This is a genomic window from Bacillus sp. RZ2MS9 (genome assembly GCF_001816185.2).
GTDB classification, from domain to species: domain Bacteria; phylum Bacillota; class Bacilli; order Bacillales; family Bacillaceae_G; genus Bacillus_A; species Bacillus_A cereus.
On the sequence record NZ_CP049978.1, the window covers coordinates 4,924,134 to 4,942,710 of the forward strand.

Genomic DNA, 18,577 nt, shown 5'->3' on the forward strand with positions numbered 1-18,577 from the left:
GTTGTTAAAAAATTTAAAACCCCTAAAACTATTCAACTGTCATCTAAAATCAGTAAGCGTTTACATAAATTGCAATTTATAAAAGGTAGCTTCTTCTCTCCTACCATAATTGAAAGTCTGAAATTGATACCACCTACAAATCAAATTGTAAGCGTTATCTAGACGAAATGCAATATAAATTTTAAAAGATTTTTATATGTTAATATATTCCTAATTAATTGGTTTTTTCATGCAAATTTACCATAAAAATAGCCCTAGCTATGAGCTAGGACCATCTTTTTTTATAACATAACACCAACGATAATCGCTGATAGAATACTTACTAATGTCGCACCGTACACAAGGCGTAGACCAAATGATGATACAACATTTGATTGATTTTCATCGATACCTTTCGTTGCACCTGCGATAATTCCGATAGATGAGAAGTTCGCAAATGATACAAGGAATACAGAAAGGATACCAACTGTACGAGCCGATAAATCACCAGCTACTTTTCCAAGATCAAGCATCGCAACAAACTCGTTTGATACTAATTTTGTTGCCATAATTTGTCCCGCTGTTACCATCTCAGCTTGCGGGATACCCATTACGAATGCTAATGGTGAGAAAATATATCCTAAAATAGCTTGGAATGTAATACCGAACATTGAATCAAACAAGCTATTAATTGCTGTAATTAATGCTACGAAACCAAGTAACATAGCCGCTACTGTAATCGCAATCGTGAAACCAAGCATAATGTACTCGCTTAGCATTTCAAAGAATGATTGTTTTTTCTTATTTTCTAATTTCAGTGTATCTTCTTCTTCTGTAATATCGTACGGGTTAATAATATGAATGATAATGAAACCACTAAATAAATTTAATACAAGTGCTGTTACTACATATTTCGGTTCGATCATTTTCATATAAGAACCAACGATTGACATCGACACTGTCGACATAGAAGATGCACATAATGTATATAAACGATGTTTTGGGATTTTACTTAATTGATCTTTTACTGTAATAAATACTTCTGCTTGTCCAACAATGGCAGCTGCTACTGCATTATATGATTCTAGTTTTCCTAGACCATTTACTTTACTTAACAACGTACCAATAGCACGAATAAATATCGGTAAAATTTTAAAGTGTTGCAGAATTCCGATTAAAACCGCAAAGAATACGATTGGTAATAGCGCTGTTAAGAAGAATGAAACCTCTCCTTTATTAACAAGACCACCAAATACGAAAACGATTCCAGCTTCCGCATATCCAAGAAGTGCGCCAAATCCATCTGAAATTCCTTTTACTAAAATATAACCAACTTGCGTATTTAATAAGAAATAAGATAATGCTAGCTGAATAATAAGCATAATTGCGATTGGTTTATACTTAATCTTCTTTCGATCGGCACTTATAAGAAAACCGAGTACAAATACAACGAGTAATCCTACAAGGAACATAACAAACTTCATTAATAAAATCCTCCATTTAACTCTTCATTAACGTTGAACGTCTGACCATTCAAAACAAGAAATAATCCGAACTTTCCATTTCTCCTCCGTAACCTTCGATTGGATAGGAAATGTCATAAAAACTCTTGTTTCAAAGGCATTTTCCATTCTAACATAAATCACAACTCATATCCGCACTTTTCTTTAAAAAATTACATTTAATTATGAAATGCTCATAAATGTTCGTCTTTTACCATCTATAAACAACTGGATAAAACAAAAAATGAGCATCAAGTTTCACTTGATGCTCACCTCATTATACTGCTTTGTCTTTATCAGCTACTGCTGACTTATCCCAGCACTCTGTATTTTTCAAACCTGGAATAGAATCCGCATAGAATACCGGATCTTTCCCTTGTTTCTTTTGCTTTACGTAATCTGATAATGCCGCAAAAGCATACTTAGAGAGGAATACAATCGCCACTAAGTTAATAACAGCCATAATACCCATGAATAAATCTGCTACATCCCAAACGATTTGAATTGTCGCTACAGATCCTAACATAACCATACCAAGTACAGCAATGCGGTACGCTGTTAATAGCACTTTACTTCCATTTAAGAATTCAATATTTGTTTCACCATAGTAGTAGTTACCTACTAATGAACTAAATGCAAACAAGAAGATTGCAACTGCTACAAATATAGAAGCCCATGGACCGATATGTTGACTTAACGCCTGCTGCGTTAATTGAATTCCATTTAAATCAGCTGCATTATGCACATCTGATAAAAGAATAATAAATGCTGTACAACTACAAATTAATAATGTATCTGTAAATACCCCTAAAGTTTGAATGAAACCTTGTTTAACTGGGTGCGTTACGTTCGCAGTCGCTGCTGCGTTCGGCGCACTCCCCATACCTGCTTCATTTGAGAATAATCCGCGTTTTACCCCTAGTAAAATCGCGGCTCCTAATCCTCCACCTACTACTTCTTTAATTCCGAAAGCATGTAAGAAAATCTCTTTAAATACATACGGAATTGCCGTAATGTTTGTTACAACAACGAATAATGCCACTGCTACATAAATAATTGCCATTACTGGAACAATCATTTCAACCGCGCGAGCAATTCGTTTTACTCCGCCGAAAATGATAACGGCAAGTAAACCAGCCATAACAAGACCTACTAATCTACTATCTGTTTTGAATGCCCCATCAAAAGCTGCCGCTACAGTATTAGACTGTACAGCATTAAAAATCAATCCGAAACTTACTGTTATTAGAACAGAGAACACAACACCTAACCAGCGTTTATTTAAACCCTTTTCCATATAATACGCTGGGCCCCCACGGAATGCATTCCCATCTTTCACTTTATAAATTTGCGCTAATGTGCTCTCTACAAATGCAGAAGCACCCCCAATTACCGCGATTAACCACATCCAAAATACTGCTCCTGGACCACCCGCTGAAATTGCGATAGCTACACCAGCTAAGTTACCAGTACCTACACGAGAAGCTGTACTCATACAAAATGCTTGGAATGATGATACGCCGCTCTTCTCTTTTTGTGCTTTCCTCGTTTTCGAGCTTGCTCCATCCCCAAGTAATCGAATCATTTCACCGAAGTAACGAACTTGGACAAATTTCACACGAAATGAAAAATAGAGCCCTAACCCAATTAACATCGCAATAATGACATATGACCAAAGGATATTATTTACATCCCCAATTACCCTAGCTAAAAAATCCATATTTGCATTGCCCCCTCTTCCTAACAATAAGAAAATTATATTCTAAAAACTTTTAGTAATCAAGAACTTTATGTTAGGTTTTATGACATGAATACGTTAACTATCTTAACATACGTGTTTTTTTCATAAAAATATAGCTATTACATGCATTTATCCAATACTCAATCTCTTATCCTCTTCGACCAGCCATACTTTTAAAACAGTACGTTCCCCACAAATAACGAGAGGAACAAACAAAAAAGTTATATTAATAATTACCCCTCACCCTTTTCATCATTTACTACAACAAAAAAGGCGAGCATCAAATTTACCTCGATGCTCGCCTTTTCAATTACACTGCTTTTTCTTTATCTGTTACCACTGGCTTATCCCAGCACTCTGTATTCGTTAAACCAGGAATAGAATCTGCACTGAAGACTGGATCTTTCCCTTGTTTCTTTTGCCTTACATAGTCTGTTAATGCCGCGTACGCAAATCGGCCAAGAAGTGTAATCGCAATTAAGTTCGTTATTACCATTAGACCCATAAATAAGTCTGCCATATTCCATACAACTTGAAGCGTCGCAACAGAACCGAATAATACCATTCCAACTACCGCAACACGGTAAATTGTTAACCACGTTTTACTTTGCTTAATAAATTCAATATTTGTTTCACCATAGTAGTAGTTTCCTAGAAGTGAACTGAAAGCGAATAAGAAAATAATAATCGCTAAGAAACTGCTCGCCCACGGGCCAATTTGTGAACTTAATGCATTTTGTGTTAGTTCAATACCTTCTAAATTCGTTGCTTTATATGCACCAGAACATAGTACGATAAATGCTGTTGATGTACATACTAAGAATGTATCTACTAAAACCCCGATTGTTTGAATAAAACCTTGTTTGGCTGGATGCGTTACATCAGCTGTTGCTGCCGCGTTCGGCGCACTACCCATACCTGCTTCGTTCGCAAATAATCCGCGCTGAATACCATATTTCATCGCAGCACCGATACCACCGCCTACAGCTGAATCTAAACCAAATGCACCTTTAAAGATTTCTGTAAACACATCTGGTAGTAAATAGAAGTTTTTAATAACAACGAAAATCGCTACCGCAATATAAAGAATTGCCATTGGCGGAACAATCATTTCCGACATACGTGCAATACTTTTTACACCACCAAAAATAATAACCGCAACTAATACTGCTAATACAATCCCAACAACGTAACGCTCAATACCAAATGCATTTTTAAACGCTAATGTAACTGTGTTTGCTTGTACTGAGTTGAAAATTAAACCGTAACTAATTGTAATCAGAATAGAGAACCAAATCCCCATCCAACGTTTATTTAAACCTTTTTCCATATAATAAGCAGGACCACCACGGAAGCCACTGCCATCTTTTATTTTATACATTTGTGCAAGCGTACTTTCTACGAAACTTGAAGAAGCCCCGATAATCGCAATAACCCACATCCAAAATACAGCTCCAGGTCCTCCCATAGAAATAGCTAACGCTACACCAGCTAAGTTACCGATACCAATACGAGCTGCAGAACTCATACAAAATGCTTGGAACGATGATACGCTGCCCTTTTTACGTGTCTTTCCAGTTAGTCCATCACTCATTAAACGAACCATTTCCCCTAAATGAGTAATTTGTACGAATTTCAATTTAATAGAAAAATAAAGCCCTAAACCAATTAACATTGCAATAAGAATATATGACCAAAGAATTGTATTTGTTGATGAAATAAATTGCTCTAAAATATTCATACAATTAACCCCTCCTTTTCTCCATAAAACGAATTATATTTAAAAAACATTCAAAAATCAACATTTTTCGACAATTTGCAATTTCCAAATATTAGCCAGGTTCACAGTAACAATATCTTTATGACTGACTACCCTCCCTCTAACTGTGCATACTAAAACAAAAAATAAATTCACAAACAACCCTATTGACAAAAATACCAACCTGTAACTATAATGATTACAACAGGTTGTAACAAACCTAATTACAACAAATTCATTTACTTTCAGATATACACTTTAACAAAACACTTTGGAGGGATTTATTATGAAAATCGGAATTATCGGAGCAACTGGTAAAGCAGGAAGTCGTATTTTAAAAGAAGCATTGGATCGCGGACATGAAGTAACTGCAATCGTAAGAAACGCTGCAAAAATTACAGAAGAAAACGTAAAAGTTTTAGAGAAAGATGTATTCTCTCTTACATCTAACGACCTGCAGGCATTTGACGTAGTTGTAAATGCATTCGGTGCTCCAGCAGGCGAAGAACACCTTCACGTAGATGCAGGAAACGTACTTATTGAAGCTATGAAAGGCGCACCAAATACAAAATTACTTGTAGTTGGAGGCGCTGGAAGCTTATTTGTAGACGAAGAGAAAACAACACGTGTATTTGAGACACCAGGTTTCCCGAAAGAATATCTTGCAACAGCTCAAAACCAAGGTAAAAACTTAGAAATTTTACAACAAACAAATGATATCACTTGGACATTCATCAGCCCTTCTGCACTATTCGCATTAGGAAAACGCACTGGTTCTTACAAAGCTGGCAAAGACAATCTTCTTGTTAACTCAAAAGGTGATAGCTACGTAAGTTACGAAGACTTCGCAGTTGCAGCACTTGATGAGATTGAAAACCCAAAACATGTAAACGAACGCTTCACAGTAGTTTCTGAAGCTGAATAATAGAAAAAGCTCGTAAAACATAATGTTTTACGAGCTTTTTCTATTATTACACTTGTTCTAAACCATTTGGAGTAACCTTAAAGGAAATTTCTTTAAACTTTTTCTTATCTCCTTTTCCAACTAACTCACTCTTTTTATACCAACTTAAACGATCTGACTCGGCATGATACACTTTCCATACGTCACCATACTCGAACGCCATACCATTTACTTGTTCTGCAAAATTCTGCGAAGTTTCTTGTCCTTCTGCGGTTACATGCTTTTTCTCAGTTCCATTTTGATCATAAATCGTAAGGCCTATATACTGTTCATTTACAAAGCGATAATGAATCTCATCATTTGTAAATGTTGCATGTAATTTCTTTTCAGCGTGGTTTAACGTAATAATTGAACGTGTAACATCGGACACACCTTGATAGACTAGACTATCCCCATATGTCACTTCTACAGGAACTTCCGTCACTTTCTTATTTCCAAATCGATCTTTCGTTTCTACTTTCACTTTTTGCTGACCAATTTTTGTCGTATCTATTTCCCCTACAAAACCTACTACTTCTCCACCCTGTACTTCAACAAAGTTCTTCGCGTCTAGCGTTTCGCTATTTGTTCCGATTACTACTTGCTGCGGATTTGCTTTTACTGTTTGCTCACCGTCTAATCTTTCAAATCCATTTTCAGTTATTTTGAAGACTAATTCCTTTATCTCTTTACTTTTTCCTTCGCCCACATATACATCTTTTTGATACCAATGTAAACGAGAAGATTCCGCATGATATACTTTCACTACATCTCCATACTCAAATGCAATTCCATTTACTTCCTTAGCAAATTCTTGCGTATTCTCTAAACCTTTTACTGCTATATTTTTCTTCACTCTTCCTTCTTTATCGTACAATGTAAATTCAAAATACTTTTCATCTTTAAAGTAATCATGAATTAGGTTCTTTGTATCTGTCGCACTCAGTTTTTTCGTATCATGATGCAAAGTTACAATTGATTTTAAGTCACCATCTCTATAGCTTAGCCCATATACAAGTAGGCTATCTCCATATGTTACTATTAGAGGAACTTCTGTCACTTTCTTATTTCCAAATCGATCTTTCGTTTCTACTTTTACTTTTTGTTCTCCGATTTTTGATGTATTTGGTTTTTCTGCAAAACCAACCACTTCTCCATCTTTTACTTGTACAAATTCTTTCGGATCTAGTTTGTCTACATCCATTCCGACTACTACTTTTTGCGGTTTCGCCGTCACTTCTTGTAAACTATCTTTTAATTCGAACCCTTGCTCAGTGATTTGGAATAATTTCTCTTTTTTATTTTTAGCCTTCCCTTGATCTACAAGTGTATTATTTTGGTACCACTTCAGACGATCCGGTTCTGCATGGAATACTTTTACTACATCACCATATTCAAAATCCAATTCATTTAGTTCCATCGCAAATCTTTTTCCCGTTTCTTGTCCTTCTGCAGATACACGTTTCTTTTCAATCCCATTTCGATCATATAGCGTTAAGCCCATATATTCTTCTTTTTCAAAACGGTAATGTATTTCATTATTAGTAAAGTTTACATTTAATTTCTTCTTATTGTGGTGAAGTGTCACTGTCGACATTACATCATCTGAAAGTCCTTGAAAAACTATACTGTCATCATAAAATCCGTTAACTTGGACAGGAATTGAATTTTTATTTCCTTTCTCATCCCCAATTTCTACTAACACTTCCTGTTTACCATTCTCTAGTTTAGGCCATACAATCTTTCCTGTTACTTTTACATTCTCACCTAAATTCCGAACAAGTTTACTTGCCTCATTCTCGTCAGAATCTGTACCAACTAAAAGATTTTGTACTTCATTAGCAGGTTCACCATATGGAACCTTATACGGTTCAACTTGCTTCTCACGAATATCATTACTATCTGTAGCTTTCCAGATTTCCTTTTCTAATTTAGGTAACTTTGATTTTTCTATTTTCTCTCTAATATCATCATTTGATGTTAATCCCCATTCCTCAAAGAAAGGAATTAAATTTTGCCCTGCCACTTGCGATGTCATATAAATAAATAGCTGCTTTTTCTCTTCATCAGAATGAGGCATTTCACTCTGAGGTAACAAACGATAAGCTTGATGTAACCTAGGATAAAAATGTTCTCCATACACTACATTTAATTGCCAAAACATTGTAAGAGGATTAATGTCATCAATGAATCTTTCTGCTTTAGGCTTCTCTAAATACTCAAATGAGTTTTTATAGTGCTCATCCATTTCTAATTGATTCCCTAACGCCTTTTGAACAGCTAATGAGTAAATATTTACTGTTACTTCCCTTACTTTAGACCACTTCCACGGTTCTTGCTGATGTAAATGACCAACTTCATGCCACGGTCCCCATCCATCCTTCTCAAGTACCTCTATATCTAAAACTCTATTCATTGCAGTTGGAATATATCCTGTATGATAATGTTTTGCAAACATAAAGTCCCCTTTAGCAGGCTTCCGTTTTTCAACAAACTGAACATAATGAGTTGGAGATTTTGCAAACCCAACACTGTCCTCAGATAACCCTGCCACCGCGTTTTCTAAACGGATAATCTTATCATGCAATTTCATTAAATCTGTTGGATCCGTATTCTTCATATATTTCTGCACAGAATCGTAAGTAGTAGTAATTAAGCTTCTCTCACCTTTTAATTCAACTGCATAAGGATCCTTATATTTTTTTAACATTTCATCCCAATCTTTTTTTGTATGCTTACCTAAAATAAATAAAGGAAAGTGACTACCACCATTTGTAACGGAAGCTGTTACTTCTCCTTCGTTATTCATATTATAAAAATATAAAATACCGCCTCTTGAAGATGAAATAACATTTTTCCCTGGTTTTAAATCAAACTCCTCTGGGTCCTTTTCATCATAAGATCTCGTTCCAATAAAAGCTTGGATAGACTGCGTTCCTTTTATGTCAATTGTAATCTCTTCATTTGGCTCTGCATAAATTCCAGTCGGTTCATTAGCGGAAAGTTTCCAAGTAACTCTTAAACGATTATTTTCTTCTTCTACGCTACCTTTCCCCGGCAACTGAAATACTCTCTGCTCAAAATTATTCTCTTTTACCTCTTCTAATTTCCCACCTTTATTTTCTTCCAAAGGTGCTGCATATCCTTTCGATGCTTCGAAAGCTACTGGCGATAATAATGTAGATATACATATTCCAGCTACTAATACCCTACTCGTCTTTTTCTTCGACATAATCTGTGTCCCCTGTTCCTTTATTTAGATAAACTACCCTATATATTCATCTAATAAGTAATCCTACTATTTCTATAAAAAAATTTAATGAATGGACTAACACCTCGCGCACCTGTATCTATTACTACCGCATTTCTCTCCATGCATTCGCTTTCTTACATTGTAAAATTTATATGTAATATGCCCTCCTCACTTCTCTCTATTTGTGATGAGTTCTCTTGCTACATAAAAAAGAGAATAGTAAAAGATATTTTTCAGTATTGTCATCTATACATCTAAAAATAAAAATAAAAATAACAATAAAAACTTACATTTTCTTCATATATGACCATCTATAGGTAGTTTTTCCAAATGAATTTTACACGCTTTACACTTTGTTTGATAGCCTCTCTAATTAGAATAATGTTACAATTTCGTGAATAAAATCTATTTATTGTAACGTTTAGATTTTGTCACATTTTATTATTTTTAAATACTTTTTAAAACGTTAAAATAGTGTTTAACTCGATTAATTATTATCTTGATATACCTTTAAAGAATTCATATGAAAAAGCATTGGCATACGCCAATGCTTTTTCATTATCTCTTTTGATTCGGTTTATGCGGTTCATTTGGAGTATATGGCTTATTTGGTTTATTTGGAGCCTCAGCCTTTTTCCAACTTACCGCTAACTCTGGACTTGTTTTTTCTTCACTACGCTCAAGTAATACTACTGCATTTTGAATAGTCGATGTACCTTTATGCGCAATCCCTTGTAATTTCGTTAAATTTCCTGATACTTTAAAGCTAAATCCACCAGCTGGTGTTTGTTTCGGAATTAAAATGCGGAACTTTTCTCCTACATTAAATTCTGTTTTTGTTTCGCCTTTTTCATTTGCAAATTTCACGCCCGCTGGTGCACCTGTTGCTTGCACTTTATACGTTCCGCTTTTTGCATTTGTTTCTACTGTATATAAACCTGTTTCAAAGAAATCATTTTTTAATACTGCTTCTTGTTCTTCTGTAGGAGTTACACTCATCGTAATTTCTTGTAACTCTTCACTAGCGCTTGCTTTTGCAACGATGTCTTTCGTTACTTTCTCTACATTTTTATTGCGGAAATCTAAATCATTAATATCGATTTGTTTTAACGCATTCCACACTGCAAGCTGCGTTGCGTAATGTGCTTCTCTCCAATCAGAAACACCTAATTCTTGTGGACTCTTTTGTGGATATCCATTCAATAGTACACGGTATACGTTAATATCCACTTTCCCCATTTCCGGTAAATCTTGACCGCTTGGAGATTTCAAATCTACATTTAAGCAAAAAGCAATTTTGCCATCTGCCGTTTTAATAAGCTCTGTTCGAATTGGTTTCTTCTTTGACTTACTATAACTCCAATTCATTTCATACTTTGTATGGTCCATAACTTCTGCAAATGCTTTTTGAAGCGGGAATAACACAAATAAAACACTTAAAAACATAGCTAAAATCTTGAACGATTGCTTTATATTCATGTTTACAGCCCCTTATCACAAACTTAATACTAAGTAGTATTTATTTAGAAACTATTTTTATGCACAAAAAAAGAGTGCTTTTACGCACTCTTCTTTCTTACTTTAATCTTAGAAATCGAAGTTATCAGGATCCGGACCAACGCGGTGATTTTGATTTAACGCATCGATTTTTTCCATATCTTCTTTCGTTAATTCGAAATTAAATATATCGGCATTTGCAATAATGCGGTGTTCTTTCGTTGATTTTGGAATAGTGATTACTCCATTTTGAAGATCCCAACGTAAAATAACTTGCGCTGTTGTTTTACCGTGTTTCTCAGCAATTTCTTGTAATGTTTCATTATCTAATAATTGACCTTGCATAAGTGGTGACCATGCTTCCATTTGAATACCTTGTTCTTTACAGAAAGCTTGTAATTCTTTTTGTGTTAAACGAGGGTGGTATTCTACTTGGTTAATCATTGGTTTAATTTCTGCATCTTTCATTACATCTTGTAAGTGATGAATTTGGAAATTACTTACCCCAATTGCACGTACGCGTTTTTCTTTATAAAGTGTTTCTAACGCTCTCCACGTATCTTTATATTTCCCTTCTACAGGCCAATGAACAAGGTATAAATCTAAATAATCCAGCTCTAATTTTTTTAAGCTTTCTTCATATGCAGCAAGTGTCGTTTCATATCCTTGATCCGAATTCCACACTTTTGAAGTAATGAATAAATCTTCACGAGAAATGCCTGCTTCTTTTATACCCGCGCGAATTCCTTCACCTACAGCTTTTTCATTTCCGTAAATTGCAGCTGTATCAATGCTGCGGTATCCTGCTTTAATCGCCGATTTCACTGCTTCTACAAGTTCTGGTCCATCCTCTACTTTAAATACACCTAAACCGAACCAAGGCATTTCTACACCATTATTTAATACTGTTTTACTTTGTAAGTTTTTCATTTTATTTTCTCTCCTTTTATTTTACTTGATCTCTTTTTTCTAATGTCATACTCCACGCAGTTAAAACAACAGCACCTACTACCATAATTCCACCTACCCAAGCCGTATGAATTAATCCTAACGAGTTCGTTACAATACCGCCCAAGTAAGCACCAAGAGCAATTCCTGCGTTAAATGCTGCAATGTTAATCGCCGATGCTACATCAACAGCGCTAGGTACAAACCTCTCAGCTAATATAACAACATACACTTGTAGCCCTGGAACATTCATAAATGCGAATAGTCCCATGAAAATAATTGTGATGAATCCAGCGACTTTAAATGGCGCTGTAAATGTTAAAACAAATAATACAATCGCTTGAATAAAGAACATGTAAAATAACGCTCGAATCGGATTATGATTTGATAATTTTCCCCCGACCATATTCCCAATCGCAATTGCAATTCCGTATACTAACAAAATAATTGTAACGGTACTTGCTTTAAATCCTGTTACTTCTTGTAATAACGGAGATAAATACGTAAATGTTACGAACGTTCCCCCGTATCCTAATGCAGTAATAATAAATACAAGTAACAGTCTTCCATTCGTAATCAGCTTAAATTGATCGCGAAATGATACAGACGTACCCTTTTTTAAATTAGAAGGAATTAGCATACTATTGGCGATTAAAGCAACGATTCCAATGGCCACAATAACAATAAACGAGGCCCTCCAGCCAAATTGTTGACCGATAAATGTTCCAATTGGTACACCTGTAATAGTCGCAACAGTTAAACCAGTAAACATAAATGCTATTGCACTTGCACGTTTATTCTCAGGTACAAGCGCAGCCGCAATTGTAGATCCAATTGACATAAAAACACCATGCGCAAATGCAGATACAACCCTCGCAATAAGTAACACAGTAAAACTTGTTGCTACCGCCGCAATTCCATTACCAATAATGAAAATAATCATAATCCACATTAATAACGTCTTTCGCGACATACTAGCTGTTAATGACGTTAATACTGGAGCACCAAACGCTACTCCTAATGCATATAAAGAAACAGTTAACCCCGCTGTTGTAACAGAAACATGTAAATCCTCTGAGATAGATGGTAATAAGCCGACACTAATAAATTCAGTTGTACCAATTCCAAACGCACTAATTGCTAGTGCTAATAAAGCAAACATACTTCTCCGATTCGTCTGCATAACCGAAGAAGATACTGTATATGAATTCAATTGAACTCCTCCTTAATACGAGAAATCCAATCATAATAGTATGATAAAAAGGCCTTTTTATCTTCTACAAAAATAACTTTACTGTTGATATATGCTATTATGAATGGCTTTACTCTTTTTTTGAAGAACGCACTTAAAAGTACGATAGGTACCCAAAAGTAACATAGGCACTTTTTAGTACCGTACTACTCATTTCTCTCTTACGTATGCTATTATGGAACATATTCAACATGATAAAAAGTACGTACTTTAAAGTGCTATAGGCACTTTTTAGTAACATTTAATTGTTTAGCTTCTTTTGTTGGAGAACTTAAATCTACATTCATCAAAGGAGATTTTTATATGAAGAAATACAATATTCCCGTTGAAGCGACTTTAGAGGTTATCGGTGGAAAATGGAAGGTTGTTATCCTTTGTCATCTAACGAAAGGCACAAAAAGAACGAGTGAACTAAAACGTTTAATGCCTGGGATTACACAAAAAATGTTAACTCAGCAATTACGTGAATTAGAAGACGATGGGGTTATTCAAAGAAAGGTATACAATCAAGTACCACCAAAAGTAGAATATTCACTTACAGAATACGGTTGGTCTTTAGAGTCCATTCTTGATTCTCTTTGTACTTGGGGCGAATGCCATCTTGAAAAAAGCGGTAACACATCGATGCTAATTGTAGAAGGTGAATAATAGGAAAAAGGAAAAAACGAACATGAATTTGTTCATTTTTTCCTTTTTTTCTTTATATGTATATACATTTCTAACTGGAACAAAATATTTTATACGCTTTCATACCTTGTCAGCACTACGTTATACACTTAATATCAAATAATTAGGAATCATTTTTATGTTAACATAGGTGTATATAGTATATAATATAGGATATATATTATATACACTTTCCGGTAACGGAGCTTTTCCATTATGCGGACAAGCCATGTATCGGACAGTTCATAAATAATAAGTAAGACGTTATGGTTTTAGATTTATGTTTGCAGCTTACTTGCTGTCATAAATTTAAAGGCATTTTATTGTGTTTTGTGAAACTTTGTATAAAGTTTCGTAAACGTTTACTATCTTACTTATAAAAAATAAGAGTATTGCTATCGTAAAGGAGAATTGGAGATGCCAGAAACTATGACTCAAACAAAGCCAGAACAAGAAACTGTACAAATTTCTGCTAGCCAAGGACAACTTGATGTACTTGATCAGTTGTTAAAACCTGAGGTACAAGAATCATTAACAACACTAGTAGAACAGCTTCCAAAATTAACTGAGCTTGTTAACATTTTAACTAAGTCTTATGACTTCGCTCAAACTGTTGCTACTGATGAAGTATTAAAAAGCGACACTGTTGGTGCAATTACAGAGCTTGTAGAACCTGTAAAAGATACAGTGAAAAGCATGGCTGCAACTGCAATCGAAGCGAAAGATCGTGCTGAAGAAAGCAACGAAGTTATCGGCCTATTCGGCCTGTTAAAATTACTAAAAGATCCACAAGCACAAAAAATGTTCCGCTTTGTGAACGCATATCTTCAAATTAGTGCAGAACGTAACAATAAATAATTTAACTTATAACAACAATTAGTAAAGACGGGGGATATCATACTATGTCAAAACAAATTGTCATCTTAGGCGCTGGTTATGGCGGTCTTCTTGCCGCTTTAAACGTACGTAAATATTACAGCAAATCAGAAGCACAAGTTACAGTGATTAACCAATACCCAACACACCAAATCATCACTGAACTACACCGCCTTGCAGCTGGTAACGTGTCTGAGCAAGCAGTTGCAATGCCACTTACAAAGCTTTTCAAAGGGAAAGACATCGATCTTAAAATCGCAACAGTTGAGTCATTCTCAGTTGATAGCAAAGAAATCAAACTAGCTGGTGGCACTACTTTATCTTACGATGCACTTGTAGTTGCTTTAGGAAGTAAAACTGCTTACTTCGGTATTCCAGGACTAGAAGAAAACAGCATGGTATTAAAATCTGCTGCTGATGCAAACAAAATCTACAAACACGTTGAAGACCGTATTCGTGAATACGCGAAAACGAAAAACGAAGCTGATGCTACAATCGTAATCGGTGGTGGCGGATTAACTGGCGTTGAGCTAGTTGGTGAGCTTGCTGACATTATGCCTAAACTTGCAAAAAGCCACGGCGTAAATCCAAAAGAAGTGAAACTTCTTCTTGTTGAAGCAGGTCCAAAAATCCTTCCAGTATTACCAGACCACTTAATCGAACGTGCAACTACTAGCCTAGAAGCACGCGGTGTTACATTCTTAACTGGTCTTCCTGTAACAAACGTTGCTGGCAATGAAATCGACTTAAAAGACGGTCAAAAACTTGTTGCTAACACATTCGTTTGGACAGGTGGCGTACAAGGTAACCCATTAATCGGTGAATCAGGTCTTGAAGTTAACCGTGGACGTGCAACAGTTGATGCATACCTACAATCTACTTCTCACAAAGACGTATTCGTTGCTGGAGACAGCGCTGTTGTCTTCGCTCCAGACGGACGTCCATACCCACCAACTGCACAAATCGCTTGGCAAATGGGTGAGTTAATTGGATACAACTTATACGCAGCACTAGAAGGCAAAGCATTAGAAGAGTTCGCACCTGTAAACTCTGGAACACTTGCTAGTCTAGGACGTAAAGATGCGGTTGCTACAATTGGAGCAAGCAATACTCCACTTAAAGGCTTACCAGCATCATTAATGAAAGAAGCAAGTAACGTTCGTTACTTATCACACATTAAAGGTCTATTCAGCTTAGCTTACTAATCTGAATATAAGCCCGAATCATGCCCTGCATGGTTCGGGCTATTTTTTATCCGTAATTTTCTCTAACTTATTTATTCGTCAAAAAAATTATATACCCTTTAAATTTATCTAAATATACTGACTTTTTATAATGAAAGCTGTCCCGTTCGGAACAGCTCTTATTGTCGCTTTTTGTCGGTAAATCGATATATTGGGAAAATCGCTGATATATTCGGATTTGCGCTGATATATTTCGAAAATCGCCGATATAATTCGAGTTACGGTCGATATATTCGAAAAATCGCCGATATATTTTCCAGCCTTACTTATTATCCTAATTTCACAAGGCTGTAGTTCTTCTTCCCTTTACGAATAATAATAAATCTTCCATCAAATGAATTTTCTACAGTAACATCTGTACCCACATCTGTTACTTTCTCACCATTCATAGAAATCGCACCATTATTAATGTCCTCGCGTGCTTGTCGTCTAGATGGTTCAATCCCTAAATCGACTAGCCACTCTACGATGTTTTTCGTCTCTTTTGAAGCCTGGAATGTTGGCATTTCTTTAAAGCCTTGTTCAATTTCATCAGCTGTTAACGATTTAATATCTCCGCTAAATAACGCTGCTGTAATTTTCTCAGCTTGCAGGAACGCCTCTTCTCCATGAACAAATTTCGTCATTTCTTCCGCTAACACTTTTTGCGCTTCACGTTTATGAGGCTCTGTTTCTACCTTCGCTGCTAATTCATCAATACGCTCTTTCGTTAAGAACGTAAAGTATTTCAAGTATTTAATTACATCACGGTCATCTGTATTTACCCAGAACTGGTAAAATTCAAACGGTGTCGTTTTTTCAGGATCAAGCCAAACCGCACCACCCGCTGATTTACCAAACTTCGTACCGTCCGATTTTAATAATAACGGAATCGTTAATCCGAATACTTTCGCCTCATGACCTTCTAACTTACGAATTAAATCTAAACCACTCGTAATATTTCCCCATTGGTCACTACCACCAATTTGAAGTTGAACATCCTCTTTCGTGTATAAATGATGGAAGTCCATCGCTTGCAAAATTTGGTACGTGAATTCTGTGAAAGAAATACCTGTATCTAAACGGCTTGCTACAATATCCTTCGCTAACATGCTATTGATGCTAAAGTTTTTCCCGTAATCACGTAAAAACTCAATAATATTTATTTCATGTGTCCAATCATAGTTATTTACCATCTTCACTTCGCTATTTCCACCAAAATCAAATAGCTTTTTCATTTGTGCTATTAACGCATCTACATTATGCTGAACCACTTCTAACGTTTGGAGCTGACGCTCTGATTGTCGTCCACTCGGATCACCAATTGTTCCTGTTGCCCCGCCAATTAAAATAACAGGATGATGGCCAGCTAATTGGAATCTCTTCATCATCATAAACGGAATCAAATGTCCGATATGCATACTATCACCAGTTGGATCAACTCCGCAGTATAGTGAAATCTTTTTCTCTTCTACTAGCTTACGTAAGCCTTCTTCGTCAGTCTGCTGATTAACGGCGCCGCGCCATTCTAATTCATCAATAATATTCATCTTTTGTCATCCCCTTTATTTTTTAAAAACAAAAAAGCCCCTATGTCTACAATAGACATAGGGACGATTATTCACCGTGTTACCACCCAGTTTGCATAAATAGCATAGCTACTCATACCACTCTTAGCAATAATATCGATTGCTAGTCCGCTTAGCATTACCTAAGATACTCCAGAGTGTAATTCGCAAGTTTGTTTGTGCTAGGTTCCAGCAACCCCTAGCTCTCTCGTTAACAGTGACAAACTGCTACTGGGCTCTTTCAACGTATGTTATTTGTTAAATTATTAGCCATTATATTGAATTGAAAACAAATTGTCAACAATACCCAAATGTTATTTTAAAATAATTCATATCTTCATACGTATTTCGTTATTCTTTATCTTCTCCAATAATCCTTACTTCTCGCTCCAACTTCACGCCAAATTTCTCTTCAACTGTCTTTTGTACGAAGTGAATTAAATCGATGTAATCTTGTGCTGTTCCGTTATCAACATTCACCATAAATCCAGCGTGTTTTAAAGAAACTTCTACTCCACCAATTCGCTTACCTTGTAGTCCTGAGTCTTGAATTAACTTACCAGCAAAGTTATTTGGTGGGCGCTTAAATACGCTACCACATGAAGGATATTCTAGAGGCTGTTTTGACTCACGTTTAAACGTTAAATCATCCATTTTGGCTTTAATTTCTTCATGTACACCTTCTTCAAGTTCAAATCTCGCTTCAAGAATAATGTAATGGTTGTTCGCAAATACACTCTTACGATATCCAAATTCAAATGCTTCTTTCGTCAAAGTACGTAGCTCTCCATCACCTGTCATTACGACAGCTTCTGTTAATACAAACGAAATTTCACCGCCGTATGCACCAGCATTCATATATAATGCTCCGCCAACTGAACCTGGAATACCACAAGCAAACTCAAGACCCGTTAAGTTATGTTCTAGTGCAATACGTGATACATCAATAATTGCCGCACCGCACTGTGCTACAATCGTCGTTCCTGTTACAGTAACACCTGTAATATGAATTAAACTTACTGTAATTCCGCGAATTCCACCATCTTTAATAATGACATTCGATCCATTTCCTAAAAACGTAACTGGAATATTATATTCGTTCGCATATTTGATAACTTCTTGAATTTCATCATAATTTGTAGGCGCAACGAAAACATCTGCTTTTCCGCCAACCTTAATATGCGTATGATTCTTTAACATTTCATCTTGTTTAACATGTCCTTCAGGCAATACCGTACTTAAATATTTATAAACCTCTTGCATATTCATTTTACGATTCCTCTATTTCTATATTCATTTTATCCCGTTATACGGGCCCATAATATCCCCACGTACATGAAAGAACCTAAAGTGGTGGATACAGTGTACCC

Annotated in this window: 13 protein-coding genes and 1 other annotated feature; of the genes, 4 read left to right on the plus strand and 9 right to left on the minus strand. The window is 35.8% G+C overall.

The features are described 5' to 3' along the window. Nucleotides 1-281: 281 nt before the first annotated feature. The 3 genes from BHV55_RS25275 to BHV55_RS25285 form a co-directional block, all read right to left on the minus strand. Complete coding sequence (locus BHV55_RS25275) at nt 282-1,463, minus strand: NupC/NupG family nucleoside CNT transporter (protein WP_000673839.1); 1,182 nt, start codon at nt 1,461-1,463, stop codon at nt 282-284. Nucleotides 1,464-1,758: 295 nt separating this feature from the next. Further along, the gene (locus tag BHV55_RS25280; RefSeq protein WP_000346414.1) at nt 1,759-3,201 is read right to left on the minus strand and encodes an alanine/glycine:cation symporter family protein; all 1,443 of its coding nucleotides are present in this window, start codon (nt 3,199-3,201) and stop codon (nt 1,759-1,761) included. A 331-nt stretch (nt 3,202-3,532) separates the two neighbouring features. Next, a complete protein-coding gene (locus BHV55_RS25285; RefSeq protein WP_070757740.1) occupies nt 3,533-4,963 on the minus strand; it encodes an alanine/glycine:cation symporter family protein in 1,431 nt (476 codons plus the stop codon). A 304-nt stretch (nt 4,964-5,267) separates the two neighbouring features. Between BHV55_RS25285 and BHV55_RS25290 the strand changes: the two genes are divergently transcribed. Beyond that, nucleotides 5,268-5,906, plus strand: a complete 639-nt coding sequence (locus BHV55_RS25290; RefSeq protein WP_000689896.1) for an NAD(P)-dependent oxidoreductase — start codon at nt 5,268-5,270, stop codon at nt 5,904-5,906. A 46-nt stretch (nt 5,907-5,952) separates the two neighbouring features. On the opposite strand, the gene BHV55_RS25295 is transcribed toward BHV55_RS25290, so the two are convergent. From BHV55_RS25295 to BHV55_RS25310, 4 genes are all read right to left on the minus strand, one after another. Next, nucleotides 5,953-9,156 (minus strand): putative mucin/carbohydrate-binding domain-containing protein, encoded by a 3,204-nt coding sequence (locus BHV55_RS25295; RefSeq protein ID WP_070757739.1) that lies wholly within the window; start codon nt 9,154-9,156, stop codon nt 5,953-5,955. A gap of 579 nt (nt 9,157-9,735) precedes the next feature. Further along, nucleotides 9,736-10,656: a thioester domain-containing protein gene (locus tag BHV55_RS25300; protein WP_001022515.1), complete on the minus strand. Its 921-nt coding sequence runs from the start codon at nt 10,654-10,656 to the stop codon at nt 9,736-9,738. Between the two features lie 108 nt (nt 10,657-10,764). Beyond that, nucleotides 10,765-11,604, minus strand: a complete 840-nt coding sequence (locus BHV55_RS25305; RefSeq protein WP_000793550.1) for an aldo/keto reductase — start codon at nt 11,602-11,604, stop codon at nt 10,765-10,767. Nucleotides 11,605-11,620: 16 nt separating this feature from the next. Further along, nucleotides 11,621-12,805, minus strand: a complete 1,185-nt coding sequence (locus tag BHV55_RS25310) for an MFS transporter (protein ID WP_162840098.1) — start codon at nt 12,803-12,805, stop codon at nt 11,621-11,623. Nucleotides 12,806-13,177: 372 nt separating this feature from the next. Here BHV55_RS25310 and BHV55_RS25315 point away from each other — a divergent pair, with 372 nt between their 5' ends. The 3 genes from BHV55_RS25315 (at nt 13,178) to BHV55_RS25325 (ending at nt 15,621) form a co-directional block, all read left to right on the plus strand. After that, entirely contained in the window at nt 13,178-13,522 is a 345-nt protein-coding gene (locus BHV55_RS25315; RefSeq protein ID WP_000760475.1) for a winged helix-turn-helix transcriptional regulator, read from the plus strand. Between the two features lie 435 nt (nt 13,523-13,957). After that, nucleotides 13,958-14,398 (plus strand): DUF1641 domain-containing protein, encoded by a 441-nt coding sequence (locus BHV55_RS25320; protein WP_001115311.1) that lies wholly within the window; start codon nt 13,958-13,960, stop codon nt 14,396-14,398. Between the two features lie 44 nt (nt 14,399-14,442). Further along, on the plus strand, nt 14,443-15,621 hold the full coding sequence (locus tag BHV55_RS25325) for an NAD(P)/FAD-dependent oxidoreductase (RefSeq protein WP_000043203.1): 1,179 nt from the start codon (nt 14,443-14,445) through the stop codon (nt 15,619-15,621). A 308-nt stretch (nt 15,622-15,929) separates the two neighbouring features. Here the strand turns inward: BHV55_RS25325 and tyrS are convergent, their stop codons facing one another. Then, entirely contained in the window at nt 15,930-17,189 is a 1,260-nt protein-coding gene (gene tyrS / locus BHV55_RS25330; protein WP_070757736.1) for a tyrosine--tRNA ligase, read from the minus strand. Between the two features lie 56 nt (nt 17,190-17,245). Continuing rightward, nucleotides 17,246-17,461: a binding site (T-box leader), on the minus strand. Nucleotides 17,462-17,558: 97 nt separating this feature from the next. Next, complete coding sequence (murB, locus tag BHV55_RS25335) at nt 17,559-18,476, minus strand: UDP-N-acetylmuramate dehydrogenase (protein WP_001057107.1); 918 nt, start codon at nt 18,474-18,476, stop codon at nt 17,559-17,561. Between the last annotated feature and the right edge of the window lie 101 nt (nt 18,477-18,577).

What these genes read in the sequence shown, in the direction of transcription:
- BHV55_RS25275 (WP_000673839.1), bottom strand. Translation starts at nt 1,463, where the DNA reads ATGAAGTTTGTTATGTTCCTTGTAGGATTACTCGTTGTATTTGTACTC.
- BHV55_RS25280 (WP_000346414.1), bottom strand. Translation starts at nt 3,201, where the DNA reads ATGGATTTTTTAGCTAGGGTAATTGGGGATGTAAATAATATCCTTTGG.
- BHV55_RS25285 (WP_070757740.1), bottom strand. Translation starts at nt 4,963, where the DNA reads ATGAATATTTTAGAGCAATTTATTTCATCAACAAATACAATTCTTTGG.
- BHV55_RS25290 (WP_000689896.1), top strand. Translation starts at nt 5,268, where the DNA reads ATGAAAATCGGAATTATCGGAGCAACTGGTAAAGCAGGAAGTCGTATT.
- BHV55_RS25295 (WP_070757739.1), bottom strand. Translation starts at nt 9,156, where the DNA reads ATGTCGAAGAAAAAGACGAGTAGGGTATTAGTAGCTGGAATATGTATA.
- BHV55_RS25300 (WP_001022515.1), bottom strand. Translation starts at nt 10,656, where the DNA reads ATGAATATAAAGCAATCGTTCAAGATTTTAGCTATGTTTTTAAGTGTT.
- BHV55_RS25305 (WP_000793550.1), bottom strand. Translation starts at nt 11,604, where the DNA reads ATGAAAAACTTACAAAGTAAAACAGTATTAAATAATGGTGTAGAAATG.
- BHV55_RS25310 (WP_162840098.1), bottom strand. Translation starts at nt 12,805, where the DNA reads ATGCAGACGAATCGGAGAAGTATGTTTGCTTTATTAGCACTAGCAATT.
- BHV55_RS25315 (WP_000760475.1), top strand. Translation starts at nt 13,178, where the DNA reads ATGAAGAAATACAATATTCCCGTTGAAGCGACTTTAGAGGTTATCGGT.
- BHV55_RS25320 (WP_001115311.1), top strand. Translation starts at nt 13,958, where the DNA reads ATGCCAGAAACTATGACTCAAACAAAGCCAGAACAAGAAACTGTACAA.
- BHV55_RS25325 (WP_000043203.1), top strand. Translation starts at nt 14,443, where the DNA reads ATGTCAAAACAAATTGTCATCTTAGGCGCTGGTTATGGCGGTCTTCTT.
- tyrS (WP_070757736.1), bottom strand. Translation starts at nt 17,189, where the DNA reads ATGAATATTATTGATGAATTAGAATGGCGCGGCGCCGTTAATCAGCAG.
- murB (WP_001057107.1), bottom strand. Translation starts at nt 18,476, where the DNA reads ATGAATATGCAAGAGGTTTATAAATATTTAAGTACGGTATTGCCTGAA.